21 protein-coding genes are annotated in these 23,381 nt (G+C 68.1%); 13 read left to right on the forward strand and 8 right to left on the reverse strand.

Going from position 1 to position 23,381, the window contains the following annotated elements; translation table 11 throughout:
• Positions 1-80 precede the first annotated feature (80 nt).
• The 3 genes from MT490_RS11305 to MT490_RS11315 form a co-directional block, all read right to left on the reverse strand.
• Complete coding sequence (locus tag MT490_RS11305) at positions 81-839, reverse strand: DsbA family protein (RefSeq protein WP_297387400.1); 759 nt, start codon at positions 837-839, stop codon at positions 81-83.
• A complete protein-coding gene (locus tag MT490_RS11310; protein WP_297387403.1) occupies positions 836-2,200 on the reverse strand; it encodes a M48 family metalloprotease in 1,365 nt (454 codons plus the stop codon). Before MT490_RS11310 ends, MT490_RS11305 begins: the two co-directional genes overlap by 4 nt.
• Positions 2,201-2,318: 118 nt before the next feature.
• Positions 2,319-4,970: a ribonuclease E/G gene (locus tag MT490_RS11315; RefSeq protein WP_297387405.1), complete on the reverse strand. Its 2,652-nt coding sequence runs from the start codon at positions 4,968-4,970 to the stop codon at positions 2,319-2,321.
• 495 nt (positions 4,971-5,465) lie between these two features.
• On the opposite strand from MT490_RS11315, the gene MT490_RS11320 reads away from it, so the two are divergent.
• The 4 genes from MT490_RS11320 to MT490_RS11335 all read left to right on the forward strand — a co-directional run bounded on the left by MT490_RS11320 (position 5,466) and on the right by MT490_RS11335 (position 11,379).
• On the forward strand, positions 5,466-6,713 hold the full coding sequence (locus MT490_RS11320; RefSeq protein WP_297387407.1) for an N-acetylmuramoyl-L-alanine amidase: 1,248 nt from the start codon (positions 5,466-5,468) through the stop codon (positions 6,711-6,713).
• 116 nt (positions 6,714-6,829) lie between these two features.
• A complete protein-coding gene (locus tag MT490_RS11325) occupies positions 6,830-9,364 on the forward strand; it encodes a transglycosylase domain-containing protein (RefSeq protein WP_297387409.1) in 2,535 nt (844 codons plus the stop codon).
• Positions 9,365-9,487: 123 nt separating this feature from the next.
• Positions 9,488-10,615: a peptide chain release factor 2 gene (gene prfB, locus MT490_RS11330; RefSeq protein ID WP_297387413.1), complete on the forward strand. Its 1,128-nt coding sequence runs from the start codon at positions 9,488-9,490 to the stop codon at positions 10,613-10,615.
• Positions 10,612-11,379 carry a methyltransferase domain-containing protein gene (locus tag MT490_RS11335; protein WP_297387415.1) on the forward strand — a complete coding sequence of 256 codons (768 nt, stop codon included), beginning with the start codon at positions 10,612-10,614 and terminating at the stop codon, positions 11,377-11,379. The genes prfB and MT490_RS11335 overlap by 4 nt, the downstream gene beginning before the upstream one ends.
• Here MT490_RS11335 and MT490_RS11340 read toward each other — a convergent pair.
• Positions 11,371-11,769 (reverse strand): JAB domain-containing protein, encoded by a 399-nt coding sequence (locus tag MT490_RS11340; RefSeq protein ID WP_297387417.1) that lies wholly within the window; start codon positions 11,767-11,769, stop codon positions 11,371-11,373. The genes MT490_RS11335 and MT490_RS11340 overlap by 9 nt on opposite strands.
• A gap of 106 nt (positions 11,770-11,875) precedes the next feature.
• Here MT490_RS11340 and MT490_RS11345 point away from each other — a divergent pair, with 106 nt between their 5' ends.
• From MT490_RS11345 to MT490_RS11380, 8 genes are all read left to right on the forward strand, one after another.
• Positions 11,876-12,670: a thymidylate synthase gene (locus MT490_RS11345; RefSeq protein WP_297387420.1), complete on the forward strand. Its 795-nt coding sequence runs from the start codon at positions 11,876-11,878 to the stop codon at positions 12,668-12,670.
• Complete coding sequence (locus MT490_RS11350; RefSeq protein WP_297387422.1) at positions 12,670-13,500, forward strand: glutaminyl-peptide cyclotransferase; 831 nt, start codon at positions 12,670-12,672, stop codon at positions 13,498-13,500. Before MT490_RS11345 ends, MT490_RS11350 begins: the two co-directional genes overlap by 1 nt.
• An 8-nt stretch (positions 13,501-13,508) precedes the next feature.
• Positions 13,509-13,991 (forward strand): dihydrofolate reductase, encoded by a 483-nt coding sequence (locus tag MT490_RS11355; protein WP_297387424.1) that lies wholly within the window; start codon positions 13,509-13,511, stop codon positions 13,989-13,991.
• Positions 13,988-15,154, forward strand: a complete 1,167-nt coding sequence (locus MT490_RS11360) for a dipeptidase (RefSeq protein ID WP_297387428.1) — start codon at positions 13,988-13,990, stop codon at positions 15,152-15,154. The genes MT490_RS11355 and MT490_RS11360 overlap by 4 nt, the downstream gene beginning before the upstream one ends.
• Before the next feature lie 224 nt (positions 15,155-15,378).
• Positions 15,379-16,302 (forward strand): bifunctional riboflavin kinase/FAD synthetase, encoded by a 924-nt coding sequence (locus tag MT490_RS11365; protein WP_297387431.1) that lies wholly within the window; start codon positions 15,379-15,381, stop codon positions 16,300-16,302.
• A 279-nt stretch (positions 16,303-16,581) separates the two neighbouring features.
• Complete coding sequence (gene ileS / locus MT490_RS11370) at positions 16,582-19,518, forward strand: isoleucine--tRNA ligase (RefSeq protein WP_297387434.1); 2,937 nt, start codon at positions 16,582-16,584, stop codon at positions 19,516-19,518.
• Positions 19,518-20,036 carry a signal peptidase II gene (gene lspA / locus MT490_RS11375; protein WP_297387437.1) on the forward strand — a complete coding sequence of 173 codons (519 nt, stop codon included), beginning with the start codon at positions 19,518-19,520 and terminating at the stop codon, positions 20,034-20,036. The genes ileS and lspA overlap by 1 nt, the downstream gene beginning before the upstream one ends.
• Positions 20,029-20,442, forward strand: coding sequence for a DUF3035 domain-containing protein (locus MT490_RS11380; RefSeq protein WP_297387440.1), 414 nt, complete (start codon positions 20,029-20,031; stop codon positions 20,440-20,442). The genes lspA and MT490_RS11380 overlap by 8 nt, the downstream gene beginning before the upstream one ends.
• 102 nt (positions 20,443-20,544) lie before the next feature.
• Here MT490_RS11380 and MT490_RS11385 read toward each other — a convergent pair whose 3' ends face one another.
• The 4 genes from MT490_RS11385 to MT490_RS11400 form a co-directional block, all read right to left on the reverse strand.
• A complete protein-coding gene (locus MT490_RS11385) occupies positions 20,545-21,339 on the reverse strand; it encodes a TorF family putative porin (RefSeq protein WP_297387443.1) in 795 nt (264 codons plus the stop codon).
• Positions 21,340-21,529: 190 nt separating this feature from the next.
• Positions 21,530-21,997, reverse strand: coding sequence for a RidA family protein (locus tag MT490_RS11390; protein ID WP_297387446.1), 468 nt, complete (start codon positions 21,995-21,997; stop codon positions 21,530-21,532).
• A gap of 9 nt (positions 21,998-22,006) precedes the next feature.
• Entirely contained in the window at positions 22,007-22,642 is a 636-nt protein-coding gene (locus MT490_RS11395; protein ID WP_297387449.1) for an HAD family hydrolase, read from the reverse strand.
• Complete coding sequence (locus MT490_RS11400; RefSeq protein ID WP_297387452.1) at positions 22,639-22,905, reverse strand: DUF3572 family protein; 267 nt, start codon at positions 22,903-22,905, stop codon at positions 22,639-22,641. Before MT490_RS11400 ends, MT490_RS11395 begins: the two co-directional genes overlap by 4 nt.
• Positions 22,906-22,940: 35 nt before the next feature.
• Here MT490_RS11400 and MT490_RS11405 point away from each other — a divergent pair, with 35 nt between their 5' ends.
• A complete protein-coding gene (locus MT490_RS11405) occupies positions 22,941-23,360 on the forward strand; it encodes a response regulator (protein ID WP_297387455.1) in 420 nt (139 codons plus the stop codon).
• The last annotated feature ends 21 nt before the right edge of the window (positions 23,361-23,381 follow it).

A 23,381-nucleotide genomic window follows, 5' to 3' on the forward strand; every position in this document is an offset into this window, starting at 1 on the left:
AAGCCCAAACCTCCCGGCTTGCTTCCTCCCCCTCCGTCATGCTGCGCATGCCACCTCCCCCTGGCGGGGGAGGATCAGGATTACCTTCCCGCGCGCGCCTCGGCCACGGCCTGGGCCAGTCCGGCATAGTCCCGCGCGCCGGAAAGGAGCTTGCCGCCGATCACCCAGGCCGGGGTCCCGGTCATCGCCAATTGCTCGCCGAGCTTGTGGTTGGCGAGGATCTCCTGCTCGACCGTCTTGGACTGGACCGCCTTGTTCGCGAGCTCCTTGTCGAGCCCCGCCTTACCGGCCGCGAGGGTGATGTTCTCGACGCTGGGCGGCCCCGCCGCGTAGAGCGCGTCGTGGAACGCACGGAACTTGCCCTGCTCGGCGGCCGCCAGCGCCCAGCGCGCCGCGACCACGCTCTCGGGCCCGAGCACCGGGAATTCGCGATAGACCACGCGAACGTTGGGATCCCTGGCGAGCAGTTCCTCGATCCCCGGCAGGCTCGCGCGGCAATAGCCGCAGGCATAGTCCATGAAGGCGACCACGGTGACGTCGCCGTTCGGATTGCCCGCCCAGGCCCCGGCAAAGGGCTTTTGCAGCTGCGCGAGGAGCTGCGGCACGGCCTTCTGCGCGCCCTCCCGCGCTTTCTCGTAACGTGCGGTCTCGCGCGCCTGGAGCCGGTCCATCGCCTCGGGCAGCACCTCGGGATGCTCGAGCAGATAGCCGCGGATCGCGGGCCCGGCGAGGCCGGGCACCCAGGCCAGGATCAGCGCGAAGGCGCCTGCGCCGAGCAATGCGGACACGAGCATCGTGCCGGCAAGCGCCAGCGGACTGCGCAAAACCCTCTCGCTCATCGGCGCTTCTTTTTCTCTTCGTCCATCATGGTCTGCGCGACCATCGCGATGTCCTGCGCGCGGATCCAGTCGGTCGAGCCTTGCGGCAGGTTCGCCATGGCGGAGCGCGCGCTGATCAGCGCGGTGCGCGCGTCGCCCATCAGATGCGCGCGCTCAGCGGTCGCCAGCGCGGTGCGCGGCTCGTCGCCCTTGCGCTCATAGACGGTGCCGAGCTGCATCCAGGCGAAGGGATTCTCCTTGTCGCGCGCGACCGCCTGGCGGAGCACGTTCTCGGCCTCGGCGAGGTTCGCCTTGTCCTCGGTCGCGAGCAGGGCGTGGCCGAAGGTCGCGGCGATCAGCGGCTGGTTGTTCGAGCGCTGGGTCGCCTCGCGCAGCGGCGCGATCGCCTCCGCCGGCCTGCCCGATTCGAGCAGGATCTGGCCCTCGAGCTCGAGGAAATAGGGATCGTCGGGTGCGGTCTTCACCAAGGCCGCGGTCTCCGCCGCCGCCTGATCGGGATAGCCCGATTTGTGATAGGCATAGGCCCGCGCATAATGCGCCGGTGCCGACTGGTCGGTGGTCGGATAGCGCCGCAGCGTCGCCTCGGGTTCGTTGACATAGCCGCGCAGCTTGGCCTGCACGCGCTTGAAGCGCTGCTCGATCTTCGGGTCGAGCGGCTTGCTCCAGGAAGGCGCCGATTGCAGGTCCGCCGTGAGCGTCTGCACGCGATCGGCCGACATCGGGTGCGTCTGCGCGAAAGGATCGACCTCGGGATTGTTCGTGGTCGCGTAATAGCCGTAGCGGTGCATCTGCGCGGTCAGCTTGTTGAAGAAGCTGATCATGCCCTTGCCGCTGACCCCCGCGCCCTTGAGGAAGCGCGCGCCCGCCGCGTCGGCCGAGGATTCCTGGACGCGGCTGAAGGCGAGATATTTGCCGATCGCGGCGCGCTGGCCCATCATCAGGATGCCGGTGCCCGCCTCGCCCGCGCCCGCCGCCATCGCCGCGGCGCCGAGCAGCAGGCTGAGGATCGAGATGTTGGTATAGCCGCCGTCGTTCTGGAACACGGCATGCCCGCCGACGATGTGCCCGATCTCATGCGCGATCACGCCCTGGACTTCGTTGGCGTTGTCGGCGGCGTCGATCAGCCCCGAATGGATGTAGACGATCTGCCCGCCCGCGACGAAGGCGTTGATCGACGGATCGTTGACCAGCACCACGCGGACATTGTTGGGCGAGAGCCCCGCCGCCTGGATGATCGGGCGGGTCATGTCGGCAAGCAGCGCCTCGGTCTCGGCGTCGCGCAGCACCGACTGGGCGAACGCGGGGCGCGCCGCGAAGCAGGTCAGGCAGATGAGGGCCAGCAAGGCCGCAAGACGCTTCATGCGCGGCATCATCGGGGCAAACTCCTCTGGCGGCAACGCTGTTGGATATGCGCGATGAACATGTCGTGAAGCTCCTCGGGAGCGCGCGGAACCTAGGGATCCGCGCGCTCCCCTAGAGTCAGGCGCCGAACGTCCGCTGCCACCAGCCGCGGCGCGGGGCGCCCGGGTCCTGCGAATCCTCGGGCGCGAGATCCTGCGCCACCGCTTCGGCTTCCGCCGGCGCCTCCACCGAGGCGTCGGCGGGCGTCGGCGCGGCCTGGGCGGCGGCCTTGCGGCGCGTCCGCTTGGGCTTCTCGGCCGGCACTTCGTCGACAACCTCAGCGACAGCTTCGGGCGCGGCCTCGACCGGCGCGGCCTCGGCGTCCGCCTTCTTGCGGCGCGCGCGCTTGGGCTTGGCCGGAGCCTCGGCGGCTTCCGCTTCCACCACAAGAGCCTCGGGAGCGGCTTCGGCCGTCACCGCAACCGGCGCTTCTGCATCGGCCTTCTTGCGGCGCGAACGCTTGGGCTTGGCCGGAGCCTCGGCGGCTTCCGGAGCCGCTTCGGCTTCGGCAGGCGCGGTCACATCGGCTGCCGGCTCCGCGTCCTCGCCGGTAGCTTCGGCACCCGCCTCATCGGCCTGGCCCGCACCACGACGGCCGCCGCGACGCCCGCGACGACGACGCTTGCGGCCGCCTTCACCCTCGCCACCTTCGCCGTCCCGGTCGGCATGCTCGGGCGCCTCGGCCTCGACTTCCACGGCTTCGGGCTCTTCGCCCTCGTCACCGTGCTCGGCTTCACCATGCTCGGCCTCGCCGCCTTCGCCGGCCTCGTGCTCGCGACCGCGGCGACCACGGCCACGGCGGCGGCGGCGGCGCTTTCCGCGGCCTTCGCCCTCGCCTTCGTCACGCTCGCGGGCTTCGCGCGGCTGACGGGCGCGCGGCGCCTCGGCCGCTTCCTCCTCCTCGTCCTCTTCCTCGTCGACTTCCTCGATATAGTCCTCGTCCTCGGGGACATCGATGAGGCGCTCGATCCTGGGCGCGTGCGCCGGCGGCGGGCCGCCCGCCTCGACCGACATGCGCGCGCCTTCGAGCTCGCCGTCGGACGCGATCTCGATCGTCACGCCGTAGCGGTCCTCGATCTCGGCGAGCTCCGAACGCTTGCGGTTGAGCACGTAGAAGGCCGCTTCCTGGCTGGCGCGCAGCACCAGCTGCGAGCCGCGGCCGCGCGCGGCCTCGTCCTCGATCAGGCGCAGCGCCGAAAGCCCCGCCGACGATGCGGTGCGGACGAGCCCGGTGCCTTCGCAATGCGGGCACTGGCGGGTCGATGCCTCGAGCACGCCGGTGCGCAGCCGCTGGCGGCTCATCTCCATCAGCCCGAACGCGCTGATGCGGCCGACCTGGATGCGCGCGCGATCGTTCTTGAGCGCCTCCTTCATCGCCTTCTCGACCTTACGGACATTGGATCCGTGATCCATGTCGATGAAGTCGATGACGACGAGGCCGGCCATGTCGCGCAGGCGCAGCTGGCGCGCGATCTCCTGCGCGGCCTCGAGGTTGGTCTGGGTCGCGGTCTGCTCGATCGAATGCTCGCGCGTCGAGCGGCCCGAGTTGATGTCGATCGAGACCAGAGCCTCGGTCGGGTTGATCACGAGATAGCCGCCCGACTTGAGCTGCACCACCGGGTGGTACATCGCCGACAATTGCTCCTCGACCCCGGCGCGCTGGAACAGCGGCACGGCGTCGGCATATTGCTTCACCTTGCGGGCGTGGCTGGGCATCAGGAGCCGCATGAACTCCTTGGCCTGGCGATAGCCTTCCTCGCCCTCGACGATCACTTCGTCGATATCCTTGTTGTAGATGTCGCGGATCGCGCGCTTGAGCAGGTCGCTGTCGCCATAGACCAGAGCCGGCGCCGAGGATTGCAGCGTCGTCTCGCGGATCCCGTCCCACAGCCGCGCGAGATAGTCGAAGTCGCGCTTGATCTCGGTCTTGGTGCGCTGGAGCCCGGCGGTGCGGACGATGCAGCCCATCGTCGGCGGCAGCTTGAGGTCCGCCATGATCGTCTTCAGGCGCTTGCGGTCGGCCGCCGAGCTGATCTTCCGGGAAATGCCGCCGCCATGCGCGGTGTTGGGCATCAGCACGCAATAGCGGCCGGCGAGGCTCAGATAGGTGGTCAGCGCCGCGCCCTTGTTGCCGCGCTCTTCCTTGACGACCTGGACCAGCAGCACCTGGCGGCGGCGGATCACGTCCTGGATCTTGTAGCGGCGGCGCAGGTTCATGCGGCGCTGGCGCAGCGCCTCGGCCTCGTCTTCCTTGCCGCCGCGCCCGCGGCGACGGCCACGGCCGCGCCCGCCCTCGGACGCTTCCTCGCCCTCGGCCGCCTCGCCTTCGTCCTCATGCTCCTCGTCGTCGTGCGGACGCTCGAGGACCTCTACGCCGTCCTCGCCCTCGTGATCGTCCTCGTCGGCGTCGTCCTGGGCACGCAGCGCAGCTTCCTCGGCGGCATGCTCGGCTTCTTCGCGGAGCAGCGCGTCGCGGTCTTCCTTGGGGATCTGGTAGTAATCGGGATGGATTTCGCTGAAGGCAAGGAAGCCGTGCCGGTTGCCGCCGTAATCGACGAACGCCGCCTGGAGCGACGGTTCGACCCGCGTGACCTTGGCCAGGTAGATATTGCCCTTGAGCTGCTTCCGTTCGGCAGACTCGAAGTCAAATTCCTCGATCCGGCTCCCTTTGACGACGGCCACCCGGGTCTCTTCCCGGTGGCGTGCGTCGATCAGCATACGCATTGTCATTTATTGTTCTCCGGGCGCGCCGGCCTGAACCCCTGAAGGCGGTATCCCTGAAGGGGTGGGGCGCATGCGCGCGATATAAGATGCGGCCTTGGCCGGCAGCGCCGGCTGTGGTCTCGCAGGTTTCGAAAACTGCTGCTGCTCGAAGGGCACGCCCGGACGCGCGGTCCGGAAGCTCCGCCATCGTCACGCGGCCGGCCGCGACGGCCTGGCGGGTGGGACGATGGGGAAATTGCCTCATGCAAGCTTCAACCTGAACTGTCGCGACGGATTTGGTCGCGAATACGGCCCGATGCAAGGATCGGAGCGACCTCCTGCTAGCACCCCCCGCGCCACGCGGCAACCGCGAGCCGGCGCTTAAGTGCAACATGCCGCAGCGGCAGCCATTTGCCGGCCTCCGGCAAATTTATGCCGGTTAACCAAGCTGTTTCACTCCGATTTGAAGGTCGTCGTCTAGCACGGTTCCGTCAGGGACGACGCGTTCAAGAGTTAGCAAACATGCATTTGGGCTGGACCCCTTATGGCCCGGCGCGGCATATCGCGCGGGTGCTATTCCTGCTTGCCCTACTCTCCGGCTGGTTGACCGGGGTGCCTAGCTGGGCAGGCGTCGTGCAGGAAGTGCGCGTGCACGGCGACCGCGTCGTCGTGAAGTTCGACGCGCCGGTCACGCAGGCGAGCGCGTTCCTGCTCGCCGGGCCCCAGCGCATCGCGCTCGACGTGGCCGGCGCGGAGCCGGGCCGCGACGCGGTCGCCGGCGGCGCAGTGGCGAAGATCCGCCAGGGCGCGCAGGACGGCGGCGCGCGCATCGTCTTCGATCTCGCACGCCCGGCGATCGTCTCCGAGGGCAGGTTCGGCCGCGACGGGCGCACCCTCACGCTCCAGCTCAGGACCGTCGACGACGAACGCTTCGCGCGCGCCGCGGCCGAGCGGCGGATGAGCTTCCTGCCGCCCTTCACCTATCTCCAGCCGGCGAGCCGGCATCCGTACAGCGTGTCGATGACGCTGCCGAAGCGCCTGCCGCGCGCGCCGCTGCCGCGCGTCTATGGCGATGCCGGCCGCCCGCTCGTCGTGATCGACGCCGGGCATGGCGGGCACGATCCGGGCGCGCTCTCCCCCGACGGCAGCCTTCGCGAGAAGGACGTGACGCTCCAGGTGGCACGCGCGATCAGGGACGCCCTGCTCGCCTCGGGCCGCGTCCGCGTCGCGCTCACCCGCGAGGACGATCGCTTCCTCGTGCTCCAGGAGCGCTATGGCCTCGCCCGCCGATTGAAGGCCGACCTGTTCATCTCGGTCCATTGCGACAGCGCCGGCAATCCCGACGCGACCGGCGCGACGGTCTACACGCTCTCCGAAGTCGCCTCCGACAAGGAGGCTGCCCGCCTCGCCGCGCGCGAGAACAAGGCGGACATCATCGCCGGCGTCGATCTGGGCGTGGCCAGCCCCGACATCTCTTCGATCCTGATCGATCTCACTCAGCGCGAGACGATGAACATGTCGGCGAACTTCGCCCGGCTGCTCGGCCGCGAGGCGCAGCCGCTCATCCCGATCAAGCCCAATTACCACCGCATGGCCTCGCTGATCGTGCTCAAGGCGCCGGACATGCCGTCGGTGCTGTTCGAGACCGGCTATATCTCGAACCTCAACGATGCCGAGTTCCTCGCTTCCGCCGAGGGGCAGCGCAAGGTGGCCCAGAGCGTCCGCAAGGCGGTCGAGATCCATTTCGCGACTCGCATGGCCTCGCGCTGATCCGGTTGTTTCTCCCCTCCCCACAGCCTCTTTATAGAGGAGAATGCGGCGGGTTGGTTTCGGCGGCGTTTTGATCGGGTTTCATCGCCCGAGAAACTTGCTACACCGCACCCCGCATGGCGGACGGCAGCATTTCCAGCGAAACGGTGACGATCAAGCGTGGAGCCGGGGGTATCCGCGGCTGGTACCAGCGCGTGCATCGTCGCTGGTGGTTCCGAATCCTCGCCTGGCTGGCGCTGCTCTCAGGCGTCTTCTGGTTCCTGATCTGGCTGCTGATCGCGCGCAACCTGCCCTCGGTCGACACGCTGCGCGCCTATGAGCCGCCGCTGCCCACCAATGTCCGCTCGGTCGACGGGCTGCCGATCCACAGCTATGCCCGCGAGCGCCGCGTCCAGCTGAGCTACGCCGAATATCCCAAGCAACTGGTCGAGGCGTTCCTCTCGGCCGAGGACAAGACCTTCTTCAGCCATCACGGCGTCGACATCCCCGGCACCGCCGGCGCGGTGGTCGACTACATCACCAAGATGGGCTCGGGCCAGCGCGCCCGCGGCGGATCGACGATCACCCAACAGGTCGCCAAGAACCTGCTGATCGGCAGCGAATATTCGCCGACGCGCAAGCTGAAGGAGGCGATCCTCGCCTACAAGATCGAGAGCACGCTCTCCAAGGAGCAGATCCTCGAGCTCTACCTCAACTCGATCGAGCTCGGCCGCAACGCCGGCGGCGTCGAGGCGGCGAGCCAGGCCTATTTCGGCAAGGAGCTCGACCAGCTCAGCCTGCCGCAGATGGCCTATCTCGCGATCCTGCCCAAGGGCCCGGCCAATTACGATCCCGACCGCTATGCCGAGCGCGCGATCGAGCGGCGCAACTGGGTGCTCGGCGAGATGCACGACAACGGCTTCATCACCGCCGCCGAACGCGACGCCGCGCGCGCCGAGCCGCTCGGCACCGTGCCCCGCCAGACGCCGAAGTTCGAGCGCGTCGGCGGCTATTTCGTCGAGGACGTCCGCCGCCAGCTGATCGACAAGTTCGGCGAGAAGGCCGAGGACGGCCCCAACAGCGTCTATGGCGGCGGCCTCTGGGTGCGCACCTCGCTCGATCCGCGGCTCCAGGAATATGCGCAGAAGGCGCTGCGCGACGGCCTGCTGCGCTATGATCGCGGACGCGGCTGGAGCGGGCCGATCAACCATGTCGACGTGGCGAACGGCTGGCTCCAGCCCTTCCTCAACACCAATATCGGCGTCGATTACGAGGATTGGCGCGCAGCGGTCGCGATTTCGGAGAGCGCCGGCGGCTGGCAGATCGGCTTCGACAACGGCCAGACCGGCACGCTGCCGCGCGGGCTCGCGACCATGCCGGTGCGCGGCCAGGGCGGCGAGGCGTTCGACGCGATCAAGGCCGGCGACATCCTCGCCGTGGCGCCCGAGGGCGGCGCCTGGGCGCTCCGCTCGGTGCCCAGGGTCTCGGGCGGCATGGTCGTCGAGGATCCGCGCACCGGCCGCGTGCTGGCGATGCAGGGCGGGTTCGATTCGCGGCTCCATCCGTTCAACAACGCCACCCAGGCGCAGCGCCAGCCGGGCTCGACGATCAAGCCCCTGGTCTATGCCGCGGCGATGGAGCAGGGCCTCACGCCCGCGACGATCGTCGTCGATGCGCCCTTCTGCGTCTGGCAGGGCGCGGGTCTCGGCAACAAATGCTTCCGCAACTTCGGCAACCAGCGCGGCGCCGGGCCGAAGACGCTGCGCTGGGGCGTCGAGCAGTCGCGCAACCTGATGACCGTCCAGGTCGCCAACCAGATCGGCATGGACAAGGTGGTCGACCTGATCCAGCGCGTCGGCGTCTCGAAGCAGAAATTCCCCAATTATCTCAGCTATGCGCTCGGCGCGGGCGAGACGACCGTGCTGCGCATGGTCAATGCCTATTCGATCCTGGTGAACCATGGCCGCGCGCTCAATCCGACGCTGATCGACTTCGTCCAGAACCGCCGCGGCGAAGTGATCTTCCCCGAGAATTGGCGCGCCTGCGACCGCTGCAACGCGCGCGACTGGGACGGCGGCGCGATGCCGCGCCCGGCGGTCCGCGCGCGCCAGGTCGTCGAGCCGATGAGCGCCTATCAGATCGTCCACATCACCGAGGGCGTGATCCAGCGCGGCACCGCGACGGTGCTGCGCGACCTCGGCCGGCCGCTCATGGGCAAGACCGGCACCACGTCGGGGCCCACCGACGTGTGGTTCGTCGGCGGCGCGCCGCAGATGATCGCCGGCCTCTATCTCGGCTACGACACCCCGACCAATCTCGGCGGCTATGCCCAGGGCGGCTCAATCGCCGCGCCGATCTTCAAGCAGTTCGCCATCCCCGCCTTCAAGGGCATGGAAGTGCTGCCCTTCACGGCGCCCGCAGGCATCCGCATGGCCCGCATCGACCGCGCGAGCGGCCGCAGGGTGGCCGGCGGCTGGCCGACCAACGACCCGCTCGCCTCGGTGATCTGGGAAGCCTTCAAGCCCGAGGTCGAGCCGCAGCGCCGCCGCCGCGGACCGGCGGAGGAGGGAGAGGAGAGCGCGGAGGCCAAGGCGGTCCAGAAGAAGGCCGCGCCCCGGACCCAGTCGCCAAGCGACAGCGACTTCTTGCAACGCGAGGGCGGAATCTACTAGCGCGCATTCCTACATACGTCGTCCCGGCGAAAGCCGGGACCTCAGGCCGCGAGCGAACGGCACGAGGCACGAGATCCCGGCTTTCGCCGGGATGACACAGAGTTAGTTCGAAAGGTTTCTACCATGCGCGCCGAAGCGCAGGCTCATGTCGACAAGATCAAGGCGGCGCTGGCGCTGCTGCGCCGGTTCCTCGATTGGGACCGCGCGCTGCGCCGGCTCGACGAGCTCAATGCGCGCGTCGAGGATCCGACGCTCTGGAACGACGCCAAGCAGGCACAGGACGTGATGCGCGAGCGCCGCCGCCTCGACGAGGCGGTCAGCGCGACCCGCGCGATCGAGACCGAGCTCAACGACACCGCCGAGCTGATCGAGATGGCCGAGGCCGAGGGCGACGAGGAGATGGCGAGCGAAGGCACCACCGCGCTCGCCGCGCTGGCGGAGCGCGCCGAGGTCGACAAGGTCAAGGCCCTGCTCTCGGGCGAGGCCGATCCCAACGACACCTATATCGAGATCAACTCGGGCGCGGGCGGCACCGAGAGCCAGGACTGGGCGGGCATGCTCCAGCGCATGTACACGCGCTGGGCCGAGCGCCACGGCCTCAAGGTCGAGCTGATCGACTATCACGCCGGCGAGCAGGCCGGGATCAAGTCGGCGACTTTGCTGGTCAAGGGCGAGAACGCCTATGGCTATGCCAAGACCGAGAGCGGCGTGCACCGGCTCGTGCGCATCTCGCCCTATGACAGCGCGGCGCGGCGCCACACCAGCTTCTCGAGCGTGTGGGTCTATCCGGTGATCGACGACAATATCGAGGTCGAGTATAACGAGAGCGACCTGCGCATCGACACCTATCGCGCGAGCGGAGCCGGCGGCCAGCATATCAACACCACCGATTCGGCGGTGCGCATCACGCACATCCCCACCGGCATCGTCGTCCAGTGCCAGAACCAGCGTTCGCAGCACAAGAACAAGGCCGAGGCATACAACCAGCTCCGCGCGCGCCTCTACGAGCGCGAGCTCGCGATCCGCGAGCAGGCCGCCAATGCCGAGAACGCCACCAAGACCGATATCGGCTGGGGCCACCAGATCCGCTCCTATGTCCTCCAGCCCTATCAGCTGGTGAAGGACCTGCGCACCGGCGTCACTTCCACCGCGCCGGGCGACGTGCTCGACGGGGACCTCGACGCGTTCATGGCGGCCGCGCTATCCCAGCGCGTGACCGGCGAGACGGTCGAAGTGGAGGATGTCGATTGAGGTCAGCCCTCGCTCTGGGCGCCGCCTTGCTGCTGCTGACCGCCTGCGATGGCGGCAGCCGGGCGCCGCGCGAGCACAAGGCGCAGACCAACAATACCGGCTTTCCCGCCGCCGATCGCCCCGTCGCGACGATCGTCTCGGCGCGCTGGTCGACCGAGGAGGCGCGCGACCGGCTCAACGAAGCGGGCAAGGTGATGGACCTCGCCGGCATCAAGCCGGGCATGACCGTCGCCGATATCGGCGCGGGCGAGGGCTATTACACGATCCGCCTCGCGCAGCGCGTGGGCAAGGAAGGCCGCGTCGTCGCCGAGGACATCGTCCCCGAGGTCCGCGACGCGCTGGCGACGCGCGTGGTGCGCGAGCGGCTCGACAATGTCAGCGTCCGGCTCGGCCTGCCTGCCGATCCGCGGCTGCCCGAGGCGAGCTTCCACCGCGTGCTGATGGTGCACATGTACCATGAGATCGAGAGCCCCTACGAATTCCTCTGGCGGCTGCGCCCGTCGCTCACCCCCGACGGGCAGGTGATCGTCGTCGACGCCGACAGGCCTACCGAGCATCACGGCACCCCGCCCAATCTGCTCAAATGCGAATTCGCCGCGGTCGGCTACGGCCTCGTCTCGATGCGGCCGATGCCGTCGGCCGGCGGCTATATCGCGATCTTCCGCGCCGAGGGCGAGCGCCCCGAGCCCGGCATGATCAAGGCATGCAAAAGCGGCGCGCGCGCCACCCCCGCGGCGGTGCAGCCGGGCAAGGGATCAGAGTAGGCCGAGCCGGCGGAAGCTGGTGATCCCCCCGCTCGCCACGATCAGATGGTCGAGCAGCCGCATCTCCAATGTCCCCAGCGCCCGCGCCAGCAGCCGCGTCGCCTCGCGATCGGCGACGCTCGGGGTCGGATCGCCGCTCGGATGGTTGTGCGCCATCACCACCGCCACCGCGTCGAAGGCGAGCGCATCGGCCACGACGTCGCGGATCGGCAGCATCAGCCGGTCGATCGAGCCCGAGCGCGCATGACGCAGCCCCAGCACGCGCTGCTCCGCGCCCAGATAGGCGAAGGCGAGCACCTCGGTCGCCTCGTCCGCGAGGGGCGCGAACAGCGCGCCCGCCGCGGCGGGGCCGGCGAGCCGGCGCGGGGCTTCGGGGGCGTTCAGGGCCATCGCGCCTAGCTGCCAGCCCGGCGCGCATCCCCTAAGTACTTCTCCCTCCGAAACGGAGCGAAGCGATCCGCTTGGCGTGCGCCGATCACCCCGCTAGGCTCGCGCGATGCGTCAATATCTCGACTTGATGGAACGCGCGCTGACCCAGGGCGCGGAGACGATGGACCGCACCGGCACGGGGACGCGCTCGGTGTTCGGCCACCAGATGCGCTTCGACCTGGCGGCGGGCTTCCCGTTGCTCACCACCAAGAAGCTCCATATCCGATCCATCATCATCGAATTGCTGTGGTTCCTGCGCGGCGACACCAATGTCCGCTGGCTGCAGGAGCGCAAGGTGAGCATCTGGGACGAATGGGCCGACGAGTCGGGCGATCTCGGACCGGTCTACGGCAAGCAATGGCGCCGCTGGGAGACCGCCGAGGGCAAGGAGATCGACCAGATCGCCGAGCTGATCGAGACGATCCGCACCAACCCCGGCTCGCGCCGCCAGATCGTATCGGCATGGAACCCCGGCGAGCTCCACGCCATGGCGCTGGCGCCGTGCCACTGCCTGTTCCAGACCTATGTCGCGAACGGCCGGCTCAGCCTCCAGCTCTACCAGCGCTCGGCCGACATCTTCCTCGGCGTGCCGTTCAACATCGCCAGCTACGCGCTGCTCACCCATCTGCTTGCGCAGCAGGCCGGGCTCGAGCCGGGCGAGTTCATCTGGACCGGGGGCGATTGCCACCTCTATTCGAACCATCTCGACCAGGCGCGCGAGCAGCTTTCGCGCGAACCCGGCCCGCTTCCCCGCCTCGAGATCCTGCGCAAGGCGCCGGCGATCGACGCCTATGACTATGAGGATTTCGTGATCCACGATTATGCGGCGCAGGCGCACATCAAGGCCCCGGTGGCGGTCTGATGCGGAGCAAGACGATCCGCGCGCTGCCCGCGCTGTTGCCGCTGCTCGCCCTCGCCGGCTGCGGCGGCGCGAAGGACGAGGCGCCCAAGGTCCAGACGGTCGAGGTGGTGAAGAGCTACCCGCACGATGCGCAGGCCTTCACGCAAGGCCTGTTCTACGACGGCGGCACGCTGTTCGAGAGCACCGGCGAGGAAGGCACGTCGGGCATCCGCAAGGTCGTGCTCGATACCGGCGAGGTGACCGCGCAGGCCCCGCTCTCCCCGCCTTATTTCGGCGAGGGCATCATCGGCTGGAAGGACCGGATTTACCAGCTGACCTGGAAGGACCAGAAGGGCTTCATCTACAATCGCGCCGATCTGAGCCTGAAGGGCGAGTTCGGCTATACCGGCGAAGGCTGGGGCCTCACCCAGAACGGCAAGTCGGTGATCATGAGCGACGGCACCGCGACCCTGCGCTTCCTCGATCCCGAGACGATGGCGCAGCAATCCACGCTCGCGGTCACCGCCAATGGCTGTCCCGTCGCCCAGCTCAACGAGCTCGAATGGATCGACGGCGAGATCTGGGCGAACGTCTGGCAGACCGACCTGATCGCACGGATCGATCCCCAGACCGGCAAGGTGAGGAGCTTCGTCGACGTCTCCGCGCTCGGCCCGCCCACCCCCAGCGCGGACGAAGTGCCCAACGGCATCGCCTATGACGCCGCGGCCAAGCGCATCTTCGTCACCGGCAAGATGTGGCCCGAGCTCTACCAGGTCCGCGTGACCGACGGCCCGGCCAACGGCGCGGCGCAGGACCAGGCCGCCGCGCTGATGCGCTGCCAGCCAAGCTGAGCCGCGACATGGGGCGCATCACCTTCCACCTCGCCCGCGCCGATAACGGCGTGATCGGACGCGAGGGCAAGCTACCCTGGCACCTGCCCGCCGATCTCAAGCGCTTCAAGGCGCAGACGATGGGCAAGCCGATGGTGATGGGCCGCAAGACCTTCGAGAGCTTCCCCTCGCCGCTGCCCGGCCGCCGCCACATCGTGCTGACCCGCGATCCGGACTGGTCCGCCGAGGGAGCCGAAGTCGCGCATTCGCCCGAGGCGGTGCTGGCGCTGGCGGGCGAAGGCGAGGTCGCGGTGATCGGCGGCGCCGAGGTCTTCGCATTGTTCCTCGACCGCGCCGACCGGATCGAGCTCACCGAAATCCATATGGATGCCGAGGGCGACGCGACTGTCCCCGCCTTCGACGCCGGCTGGCGCGAGATCGCGCGCGAAGAACATGCGAGCGAAGCGGGGCGCCCCGCCTACAGCTTCGTCACGTTGGAGCGGAGAACATGAAGAGGATCCTGTGGGGGCTCGCGGCGCTGCTGGTGCTCGCCGGCATCGGCTTTTTCGGCATCGCCCCGCCGATCGTCGAGGCCGGAAGGAACAAGGTGGAGCCCGCCACGCTCCCCAAGGTGACCGACCAGACGCGGAAGCTCCACGCCTCGCTCCAGATCGCCGACATGCACGGCGACACCCTGCTCTGGCGCCGCAGCCTGCTCGACCGCGCCGAGCGCGGCCAGGTCGACCTGCCGCGGCTCCTCCAGGGCAATGTCGCGCTCCAGATCTTCTCGTCGGTGACCAAGACCCCCAAGGGGCAGAATTACGATTCGAACCCCGGCGATACCGACAACATCACGATGCTCGCGGTGGCGCAGCTCCAGCCGATCAAGACGTGGAACTCGCTGCTCGAACGCTCGCTCTGGCATGCGCGGAAACTCGATCGCGCCGCGGCGGGATCGGCGGGCAAGCTCCGCGTGATCCGCACGCCGCGGGAACTCGACCAATTGCTCGCCGACCGGGCGGCGGGGAAGCAGGTCGTCGGCGGCATGCTCTCGATCGAGGGACTGCAGGACATGGAAGGTCAGCTCGGCAATCTCGACAAGCTCCACGCCGCGGGCTTCCGCATGGCCGGGCTCACGCATTTCTTCGACAACGAGATCGCCGGATCGATGCACGGCGTGAAGAAAGGCGGGCTCACCCCGCTCGGCGTCCAGACCGTGCAGCGGATGGAGAAGATCGGCATGATCGTCGACATCGCGCATTCGAGCCACCAGACCGTCGCCGAGGTTCTCCGCATGGCGCGCCGCCCGGTGGTCTCCAGCCATGGCGGCGTCCAGGCGACGTGCAAGGTCAACCGCAACCTCACCGACGAGGAGATTCGCGGCGTGGCGAAGACCGGCGGGGTGGTCGGCATCGGCTATTGGGACGCCGCGATCTGCTCGACCGCGCCGGCCGCGATCGCCAGCGCGATCGCCCATGTCCGCGACCTGGTGGGGATCGACCATGTCGGCCTCGGCTCGGACTTCGACGGCGCGGTGACCACCGGGTTCGACACGTCGCAGCTGGTGGCGGTGACCCAGGCGCTGGTGGATCGGGGCTTCACGCCCGAGGAGATCCGCAAGGTGATGGGCGGCAATGTGCTGCGGGTGCTGCGGGCGGGGATCGTTCCGAACTAAACTCCCTCTCCCCTTGTGGGAGAGGGAAGGGGCCCGCTCGCGTAGCGAGTGGGAAGGGTGAGGGGGACTGAGTCTCACTCCCCCTCACCCTTCCGCCGACTAAAGTCGGCTCCCTCCCTCTCCCACAAGGGGAGAGGGAATGCTGACCGTGACGCAATCATAGTCCCCTCCAGCAAGCCGGGGAAGAATTGGCAGATGCCTCCCCTCCCCCTATAGCCCCCGCCATGGAGCGACTGGACAACGGCTCGCCGCTTCCGGCGCATCTTCGCGGCGGGATCGTCGCGCTCGGCAATTTCGACGGGTTTCACCTCGGGCATCAGGCGGTGGTCGGCCGCGCGATCGATCGCGCGCGGGCCGAGGGGCGTCCCGCGATCGTCGCGACCTTCGATCCGCATCCCAAGCGCTATTTCCAGCCGCAATCGGGGCATTTCCGCCTGACCACGCTCGACCAGCGCGCACGCCTGGTCGCCGCGGCAGGCGCCGACGCGATGCTCGTCTTCAACTTCGATGCCGCGCTTGCCGGGCTCAGCGCGCGCGAATTCGCCGAGCAGCAATTGCGCGATACCATCGGCGCGGGCGGCGTGGTGACCGGCAACGACTTCACCTTCGGCAAGGGGCGTGAGGGCGACGTCGCGACGCTCGCCGCGCTCGGCACCGAGTTCGCTTATTCGGCCGAGGTCGTCGCGCCCGTCCGGCTCGACGGCGAGACCGTCTCCTCCAGCCGCATCCGCCAGTATCTGCGCGAGGGCGATCCGCGCGGCGCGGCACGGCTGCTCACCCGGCCCTTCGCGATCGAGGGTCCGGTCCAGCACGGCGCCAAGCTCGGCCGCCAGCTCGGCTATCCCACCGCCAACATGCACCTCGCCAACTATCTGCGCCCCGCCTACGGCATCTACGCGGTGCGCGGCCGCCTGCCCGACGGGCGCGTGCTGGATGGAGTCGCCAATCTCGGCATCCGCCCGAGCTTCGACCCGCCCGAGGAGCTGCTGGAGAGCTATTTCTTCGCTTTCCATGGCGACCTGTACGACCAGCTGATCGAGGTCTCGCTGATCGACTATCTGCGCCCCGAGGCGAAGTTCGATTCGCTGGATGCGCTCAAGGTGCAGATGGACGCGGATGCGGAGGCGGCGCGGACTGCGTTGAAGTGATTGTTCGCGCAGAGGCGCAGAGGACGCAGAGAGAGCAGCAGGATTTGCGCCGGTAGGCGCCTGTCTCCAATCCGGTCATTTTTTGAGGACCGCTGACGCGGTTCGCTGCGCACTCTCTGCGTCCTCTGCGCCTCTGCGCGAACTTGAAGACGCGAAGGCACGAAGGACTCGCCGTGCGCTCCTTCATCCCAGGCCGGTGGCCCTTCGCGCCTTTGCGCCTTTGCGTGATCAAACTTCTTCTTCTCACTCGCGCCCGCATCCTCTAATCGGCGCGGACCCATGAGCGACGAAAAAGAGTCCACGCGCGACTGGCGCGACACCGTCTTCCTCCCGAAGACCGATTTCCCCATGAAGGCCGGCCTTGCGAGCAAGGAACCGGCGATCCTCGAGCGCTGGGCGAAGATCGGGCTCTACCAGAAGCTCCGCGAGGCGCGCGCCGGGCGCGAGCGCTTCATCCTGCACGACGGCCCGCCCTATGCGAATGGCGACATTCACATGGGCCATGCGATGAACAAGATCCTCAAGGACATCGTCGTGCGCAGCCAGACCTTGCTCGGCAAGGACGCGCCCTACGTCCCCGGCTGGGACTGCCACGGGCTGCCGATCGAGTGGAAGGTCGAGGAAGCCTATCGCGCCAAGAAGCTCAACAAGGACGAAGTCGACCCCGTCGCCTTCCGCGCCGAATGCCGCGCTTATGCCGAGAAATGGGTGGGCGTGCAGCGCGGCCAGTTCGAGCGGCTCGGCGTGATGGGCGACTGGGACACGCCGTACCTCACGATGAACTATCAGAGCGAAGCGATCATCGCCGGCGAGCTGCTCAAGTTCGCCGAGAGCGGCCAGCTCTATCGCGGCGCCAAGCCAGTGATGTGGTCGCCGGTCGAGAAGACCGCGCTGGCCGAGGCCGAGGTCGAATATGAGGACGTGGTGTCGACGCAGATCGACGTTGCGTTCGAGATCGTCGAAAGCCCGATCAGCAATCTGGTTGGTTCGAAGGCTGTCATCTGGACGACCACCCCTTGGACGATCCCCGTCAACCAAGCTCTCGCCTATGGGCCTGACGTTGAATACGTACTGTTGAACATGGTCGACACAGCGCAGGGCGAGCTTCCGTTCGTTCTGGTCGCCGATGGGCTGGTTGAGAGCTTCTTGCGCCGCGTTGGGTTCCCGCAGCCTTATGCAGAGCCCGTGAACGGGCGCTCGGTCGTCCACGAACCGCTCTTCAAGGACGGTGCGATGCTGGACACGGTGAAGGGCTCCGACCTCGCCGGTACGATCGCCCACCACCCGATGCACCATCTCGGCGGGTTCTTCGCCAAGCCGCGCCCGTTCCTGCCCGGCGACTTCGTCACCACCGACACCGGCACCGGCCTCGTCCATATGGCGCCGGACCATGGCGAGGACGACTTCCTGCTCTGCAAGGCGCACGGGCTCGATCCCGTCTTCGCCGTGCAGGGCGACGGCACCTATCGACCCGACTGGCTGTGGCTCGGCGGCCAGGGATCGGTGATCAACAAGAAGTTCGTCGCGCCCGACGGCCCGATCTGCAGCGACCTGCGCGAAGCCGGGGCGCTGCTCTCGGCCTCCGAGGACTTCCCGCACAGCTATCCGCACAGCTGGCGCTCCAAGGCCAAGATCATCTTCCGCGCGACGCCGCAATGGTTCATCCCGATGGATGCCCCGGTTCCTAGCCCCTCCCCTTCAGGGGAGGGGTTGGGGTGGGGCCTGTCCGCGGGCGACGGTCTCGGTGAGACATCCCCCACCCCTTCCCCCTCCCCTGAAGGGGAGGGGCTTATTGAAGGAAATGGCCCCACCCTGCGCGGAATCGCGCTCGACGCGATCGAGCATACCCGCTGGGTGCCCGAGCGCTCGATCAACCGCATCCGATCGATGGTCGAAGGGCGGCCCGACTGGGTGATCAGCCGCCAGCGCGCCTGGGGCGTGCCGATCGCGCTCTACGTCAACCGCGCGACCGGCGACTATCTCCGCGACCGCCAGGTCAATGCGCGCATCCTCCAGGCCTTCGCCACCGGCGGCGCCGATGCCTGGTTCCAGGCCGATCACCAGGCGCTGCTCGGCGAGGATTACGACCTCGCCGATTACGAAGTGATCACCGACATCCTCGACGTGTGGTTCGATTCGGGATCGACCCATGCCTTCGTGGTCGAGGCGCGCTATGGCGAGGACGCCCGCGCCGACCTCTATCTCGAAGGCTCGGACCAGCATCGCGGCTGGTTCCAGTCGTCGCTGCTCGAAAGCTGCGGCACCCGCGGCCGCGCGCCCTATGGCGCGGTGCTCACCCATGGCTTCGCGCTCGACGGCAATGGGCGGAAGATGAGCAAGTCGCTCGGCAACGTCGTCGATCCCTTGAAGATCATCGGCGAGAGCGGCGCGGACATCCTGCGCCTCTGGGTCGCGCAGACCGATTATTTCGAGGACGTGCGCATCGGCAAGGAAGTGCTGGCGGGCACCGGCGATACCTACCGGAAGCTGCGCAACACCTTCCGCTACCTGCTCGGCGCGCTCGACGGGTTCGACGAGGCCGAGAAGCTGCCCGTCGGCGAGATGCCCGAGCTCGAGCGCTATGTGCTCGCCAAGCTCGCCGAGCTCGACGCCGAGCTGCGCGCCGCGGCGGAGGCGTTCGAGTTCAACCGCTACAGCCGCGCGCTGACCGACTTCGCCAATGAGGACCTGTCGGCCTTCTTCTTCGATATCCGCAAGGACTGCCTCTATTGCGACGCGGCCACGGATCCGAAGCGGCGCGCGTACCGGACGGTGCTCGACACATTGTTCCACGCTTTGGTCCGCTACGCCGCGCCGATTCTCAGCTTCACCGCCGAGGAAGTGTGGCAGGCGCGCTTCCCGAGCGAGGACGGTTCGGTCCATCTGCTCGACTGGCCCGAATTGCCCGAAAGTGCGGCGACGAGCGCCGACTGGAACGCGATCCGCGCACTCCGACAGACGGTGACGGAGGCGATCGAGCCCTATCGGCGCGAGAAGAAGGTGCGCTCGAGCCTCGAGGCCGAGGTCACCGCGCCCGTGCTGCCGCTTTCGGGCGACGATCTCGCCGAACTGTTCATCGTGTCGAAAGTCACCGAAGCGGACAGCGTCACCGTGACGCCCACCCAACGCCACAAATGCGGACGATGCTGGCGGCATCTTCCCGAAGTTGCGCAGGACGGCCTGCTGTGCGACCGCTGCGCCAAGGTGGTTGATTGATGAAGATTCGCTGGATCGGGCTGCTCGTCGCGGCCTTGGTGTTCCTGATCGACCAGGGCACCAAATATTATGTCACCGGACCGCTCGGGCTCAACGTGCAGGACGCGTCGCTGACCGTGCTGCCGATCTTCGACCTGCGCTTCGTCAAGAATGTCGGCGTGTCGCTGGGGCTGCTGCCCGCGACCGGCGCGACGATGCGCTGGCTGCTGGTGGCGCTCACCGGCGGGATCGCCTTGGGCGTGCTCTGGTGGATGATGCGCGAGAAGAAGACGCCCGACGTGATCGCATTGGGCCTCGTGCTCGGCGGCGCGCTGGGCAACATCCTCGATCGCACCCGGCTCGGCTATGTCGTCGATTTCGCCGATCTGCATTTCGGCGAGTGGCGCCCCTTTTTGGTCTTCAATGTCGCCGATGCGGCGATTACCATCGGCGTGCTGATCCTGTTGATCCGCGCCCTGTTCGTGCGCGATAAGCGGGCCGGGACGCCCGCTCCTGTGGAGAATGAAGTCAATGCGTAAGTTGGTTCTGATCGCTACGGGCGTTGCACTCGTCGGCTCGCTCTCCGCCTGCGGCAAGGGCGGTTACGACCGTGCGCGTCCCGACGAGTTCGCCGTCGCGCGCGCCGCGCCGCTCGTGATCCCGCCCGATTTCGCTTTGGTGCCGCCCCAGCCGGGCGCGCCGCGTCCGCAGGACACCACGCCCTCGGCGCAGGCGCTCGAGGCGCTGTTCGGCGGCTCGCAGGCGCGCAGCGCGTCGGAGAATGCGACGCTCGACGCCGCCGGCCGCACCGCGGCCGAGCCCGGCGCGCGCAGCACCGCGGGCAGCCCCACCACCAACGTGGTCGACAAGGGGCAGACGACGCGCGACATCATCGCCGCGCCGCAGGGCGACGGCCAGGCCGCGCGGACCAGCACGCCGCAATAAGCCGCTCGCTCTCATCACATCAAAAAGCCGGGCCGCTCGATGGAGCAGCCCGGCTTTTTCGCGTCCGCATGAGGGAGGGCGCCGAGGCGCCCTCCGCCAGGATCAGAATGCGTACGTGATGTAGCCGAGGATGGTGCTATCGCCGCCCACCGCGTTGCTGAACTTCTCGCCCAGCACGCGCTGGTCGGTGATGTCGGTGTCGACATAGGAGACGCCGAAGGTGAAGCCCTTGGCGGTGACTTCGGCGCCGAGCGACCAGTCGATATAGCTCTCGTCGGTCGGATCGAGGTTGAACGCGCCGAGCGCGCCATCCGAACGGCCGACATGGCCGAGCAGCTTGACCGGCGTGTTCGGGATCGTCGCCGCGACGTTGCTGTACAGGTACAGGCTGTCGTCGTCGCCGAGGCCGGCCTGGCCGCCCCATGCATAATTGGCGCCGACCTTCACGTTCACCGGCCCAAGCGTGTAGTTCACCGAGGCATAAGGCTCGAAGAAGTCGGTGTCGTTGGAGACGCCGCCCAGCGTGTCGCGCGACAGCGGATACAGATAATAGAGCAGCCCGACATCGAAGCCGAGGCCATTGTCGAGCGTCTTGGTGTAGCCGCCGTAGAGATCGACCTCGGCCTCGCCATAGCCGGGAAGCGACTGCTCGGAGATGGTCGACGCCCAGGTGCCCACATAGAGGCCCGATTCGTGGTTGACGTTGATCGTCGCCTGGCCCGCCGCCTTCTGGTTGGATTGGCTGAGGCCGCGGAAGCGATAGTCGGTCGTCACGCCGAAGCTGCCGGTGACCGTGACGGCCGGCGCCGGCTCGGTCGCCTCGCCGGCTTCCTGTGCCATGGCGGGCGTCGCCGTGGCGAGCGCGAGCGCGCCGAGGCTGATCATCGAAAAGCGCATGGAAATCCCTTTCAAATTCAGTGCTTAAAGGGTCCCCACCTGCCGCCGCCCGGCACCGCTTCTTTAAGGTTCGTGACCTGCGCGGCTTCCAGACGACACAAGATCATTGCCGTAACGCGCTGCGGCGCACAACATTATTTGCTCTTTTGTTGCTCGATCGTGACGAACTGTGGCTGCGCCGCAACAGCGATCAGCCGCGGATGGCCACCACCGCGTCGACCTCGACCACTGCGTTCAGCGGCAATACCGGCACGCCCACCGCGCTCCGCGCGTGCCGACCCGCCTCCCCGAACAGCGCCTGCATCAGCTCGGACGCGCCGTTGGCGACCTTGGGCTGATCGGTGAAGCTGCCGGCCGAATTGACGAAGACGCCGAGCTTCACGATCCGCTCGACACGGCCGAGATCCCCGCCCAGCGCCTTCTTGATCTGGGCGACCAGCATCAGCCCGCAGCGCTGCGCCGCCTCCTGGCCGAAAGCGAGGTCGCGATCCTCGCCCAGGCGCCCGGTCATCAGCTGGCCGTCCTTGAACGGCAGCTGCCCCGAGACATGAAGCAGCCCGCCTGCCTCCACCGCGGGCACATAGGCCGCGACGGGCGCCGCTGCTTCGGGGAGGGACAGGCCGAGTTCGGCCAGCTTCGCGTCGATTGCGTCGGTCATGCGAGTCGCTCAACCACTCGCGGCATCGGCGGTCAAGCCTGCCGCGAAGCGCGCCGCGATCCAGTCGCGCGCCTCCCGCCAATCGTCGATTCGGGCATGCGCGTGGGGCGCGGGAGGGACGTTCGGGGCAAGGTCGGGCTCGGCGATCATGTGCAGCCGGTGGACGTGCGGCGCGTGCTTGGCCACCGATTCGTGATGCACCGCGAGATCGTCTACGAAGACCGCCACCGGCGCGCCCGCCTCCTCGACCAGTCGCGCGACGGGCGGCCCCTTGGGCCCCTGGTTGCATTCGACGCGGTGGACGATGCCGTGCGCGGCGAGCTGGTCGATGCGGTGGCTGCGGCAATGATCGCCGAGGTTGGTGAGGACGATGATCTCGGCATGCTCGGCCAGCGCCGCCAGCGCCTCGCGCGCATGCGGCACCAGCGTCTGGCGCGCCATCTCGGACGGGAAGAAGCCGTCGAGCAGCGCCCACATCTGCTCGCGCTCGACCAAGGCCTGGTCGGCGCGCCGGCGCATCGAAGTGGCGAAGTCGCCGCCATTGGGCGTGAACTCGATGTCGTGCGCCTCGTCGAGCCAGACGCCGAAATGGCGCACCATGTGGAGCAGCACTTCGTCGCAATCGGTGATCAGCAGCGGTTTCATGCGCGTTCCAGCTCCGCGCGGGCGGCGACGAGATCGGCGGGCTGCACCGCGAGCGCATCGGCGCAGGCGACCAGATCGGGCTCGTGCGCCTCGAGGAAACCGAGCATGGCCGCGAGCAGCGCCGGCTCGCCCGCCCGCGCGCGGAGCCCTGCCGGATCGAGGCCGGTCAGGTCCAGCAGCCGCGACGCGCGCGCCGAATCGCCCAAAGTCCAGGCCAGCGCCTGGAGCGCAATCGCCTCTGCGTTTGTTTCCACCCGCGGCATCGCCTAAACCGTCTCCAACTGCATGAGGTCATCGCGTGGCAAAAAGGGTTCTCGTTGTCGAGGATAACGAACTCAATCTGAAGCTGTTCTGCGATCTGCTGCGCGCCCACGACTTCGCCGCCGAGCCGGTGAGCGACGGGCGCGAGGCGGTCGCCAGGGCGCGCGAATTCGCGCCCGACCTGATCGTGATGGACATCCAGATGCCGCACGTCACCGGCTACGACCTCATCCGCGAGATGAAGCGCGACGCCGGCCTGCGCGCGATCCCGATCATGGCGGTCACGGCCTATGCCGGCCGCGAGGACGAGGAACGCATCCGCGCGGCGGGCGCTAACGCCTATGTCTCCAAGCCGATCTCGCTCGCGCGCTTCATCGAGGAAGTGCGGGCGCTGGCGCCGGGGGGCGAGGCAGCGGAGGCGGAGGCCGAAGAGGCTCCCGGAGGGTCGGAGACGTAGAGCAACACCTCTCCCCTCCCT

The sequence above is a fragment of the Sphingomonas sp. genome (assembly GCF_026460985.1).
GTDB lineage: Bacteria > Pseudomonadota > Alphaproteobacteria > Sphingomonadales > Sphingomonadaceae > Sphingomonas.

Excerpts from the sequence above, each read along its gene's own strand:
- MT490_RS11345 (WP_297387420.1), top strand. The coding sequence starts at position 11,876 with ATGCGTCAATATCTCGACTTGATGGAACGCGCGCTGACCCAGGGCGCG.
- MT490_RS11390 (WP_297387446.1), bottom strand. The coding sequence starts at position 21,997 with ATGACCGACGCAATCGACGCGAAGCTGGCCGAACTCGGCCTGTCCCTC.
- MT490_RS11400 (WP_297387452.1), bottom strand. The coding sequence starts at position 22,905 with ATGCCGCGGGTGGAAACAAACGCAGAGGCGATTGCGCTCCAGGCGCTG.
- MT490_RS11365 (WP_297387431.1), top strand. The coding sequence starts at position 15,379 with ATGGAGCGACTGGACAACGGCTCGCCGCTTCCGGCGCATCTTCGCGGC.
- MT490_RS11305 (WP_297387400.1), bottom strand. The coding sequence starts at position 839 with ATGAGCGAGAGGGTTTTGCGCAGTCCGCTGGCGCTTGCCGGCACGATG.
- MT490_RS11380 (WP_297387440.1), top strand. The coding sequence starts at position 20,029 with ATGCGTAAGTTGGTTCTGATCGCTACGGGCGTTGCACTCGTCGGCTCG.
- MT490_RS11320 (WP_297387407.1), top strand. The coding sequence starts at position 5,466 with ATGCATTTGGGCTGGACCCCTTATGGCCCGGCGCGGCATATCGCGCGG.
- MT490_RS11395 (WP_297387449.1), bottom strand. The coding sequence starts at position 22,642 with ATGAAACCGCTGCTGATCACCGATTGCGACGAAGTGCTGCTCCACATG.
- MT490_RS11385 (WP_297387443.1), bottom strand. The coding sequence starts at position 21,339 with ATGCGCTTTTCGATGATCAGCCTCGGCGCGCTCGCGCTCGCCACGGCG.
- MT490_RS11350 (WP_297387422.1), top strand. The coding sequence starts at position 12,670 with ATGCGGAGCAAGACGATCCGCGCGCTGCCCGCGCTGTTGCCGCTGCTC.
- MT490_RS11310 (WP_297387403.1), bottom strand. The coding sequence starts at position 2,200 with ATGAAGCGTCTTGCGGCCTTGCTGGCCCTCATCTGCCTGACCTGCTTC.
- MT490_RS11325 (WP_297387409.1), top strand. The coding sequence starts at position 6,830 with ATGGCGGACGGCAGCATTTCCAGCGAAACGGTGACGATCAAGCGTGGA.
- ileS (WP_297387434.1), top strand. The coding sequence starts at position 16,582 with ATGAGCGACGAAAAAGAGTCCACGCGCGACTGGCGCGACACCGTCTTC.
- MT490_RS11360 (WP_297387428.1), top strand. The coding sequence starts at position 13,988 with ATGAAGAGGATCCTGTGGGGGCTCGCGGCGCTGCTGGTGCTCGCCGGC.
- MT490_RS11340 (WP_297387417.1), bottom strand. The coding sequence starts at position 11,769 with ATGGCCCTGAACGCCCCCGAAGCCCCGCGCCGGCTCGCCGGCCCCGCC.
- prfB (WP_297387413.1), top strand. The coding sequence starts at position 9,488 with ATGCGCGCCGAAGCGCAGGCTCATGTCGACAAGATCAAGGCGGCGCTG.
- MT490_RS11315 (WP_297387405.1), bottom strand. The coding sequence starts at position 4,970 with ATGACAATGCGTATGCTGATCGACGCACGCCACCGGGAAGAGACCCGG.
- MT490_RS11355 (WP_297387424.1), top strand. The coding sequence starts at position 13,509 with ATGGGGCGCATCACCTTCCACCTCGCCCGCGCCGATAACGGCGTGATC.
- lspA (WP_297387437.1), top strand. The coding sequence starts at position 19,518 with ATGAAGATTCGCTGGATCGGGCTGCTCGTCGCGGCCTTGGTGTTCCTG.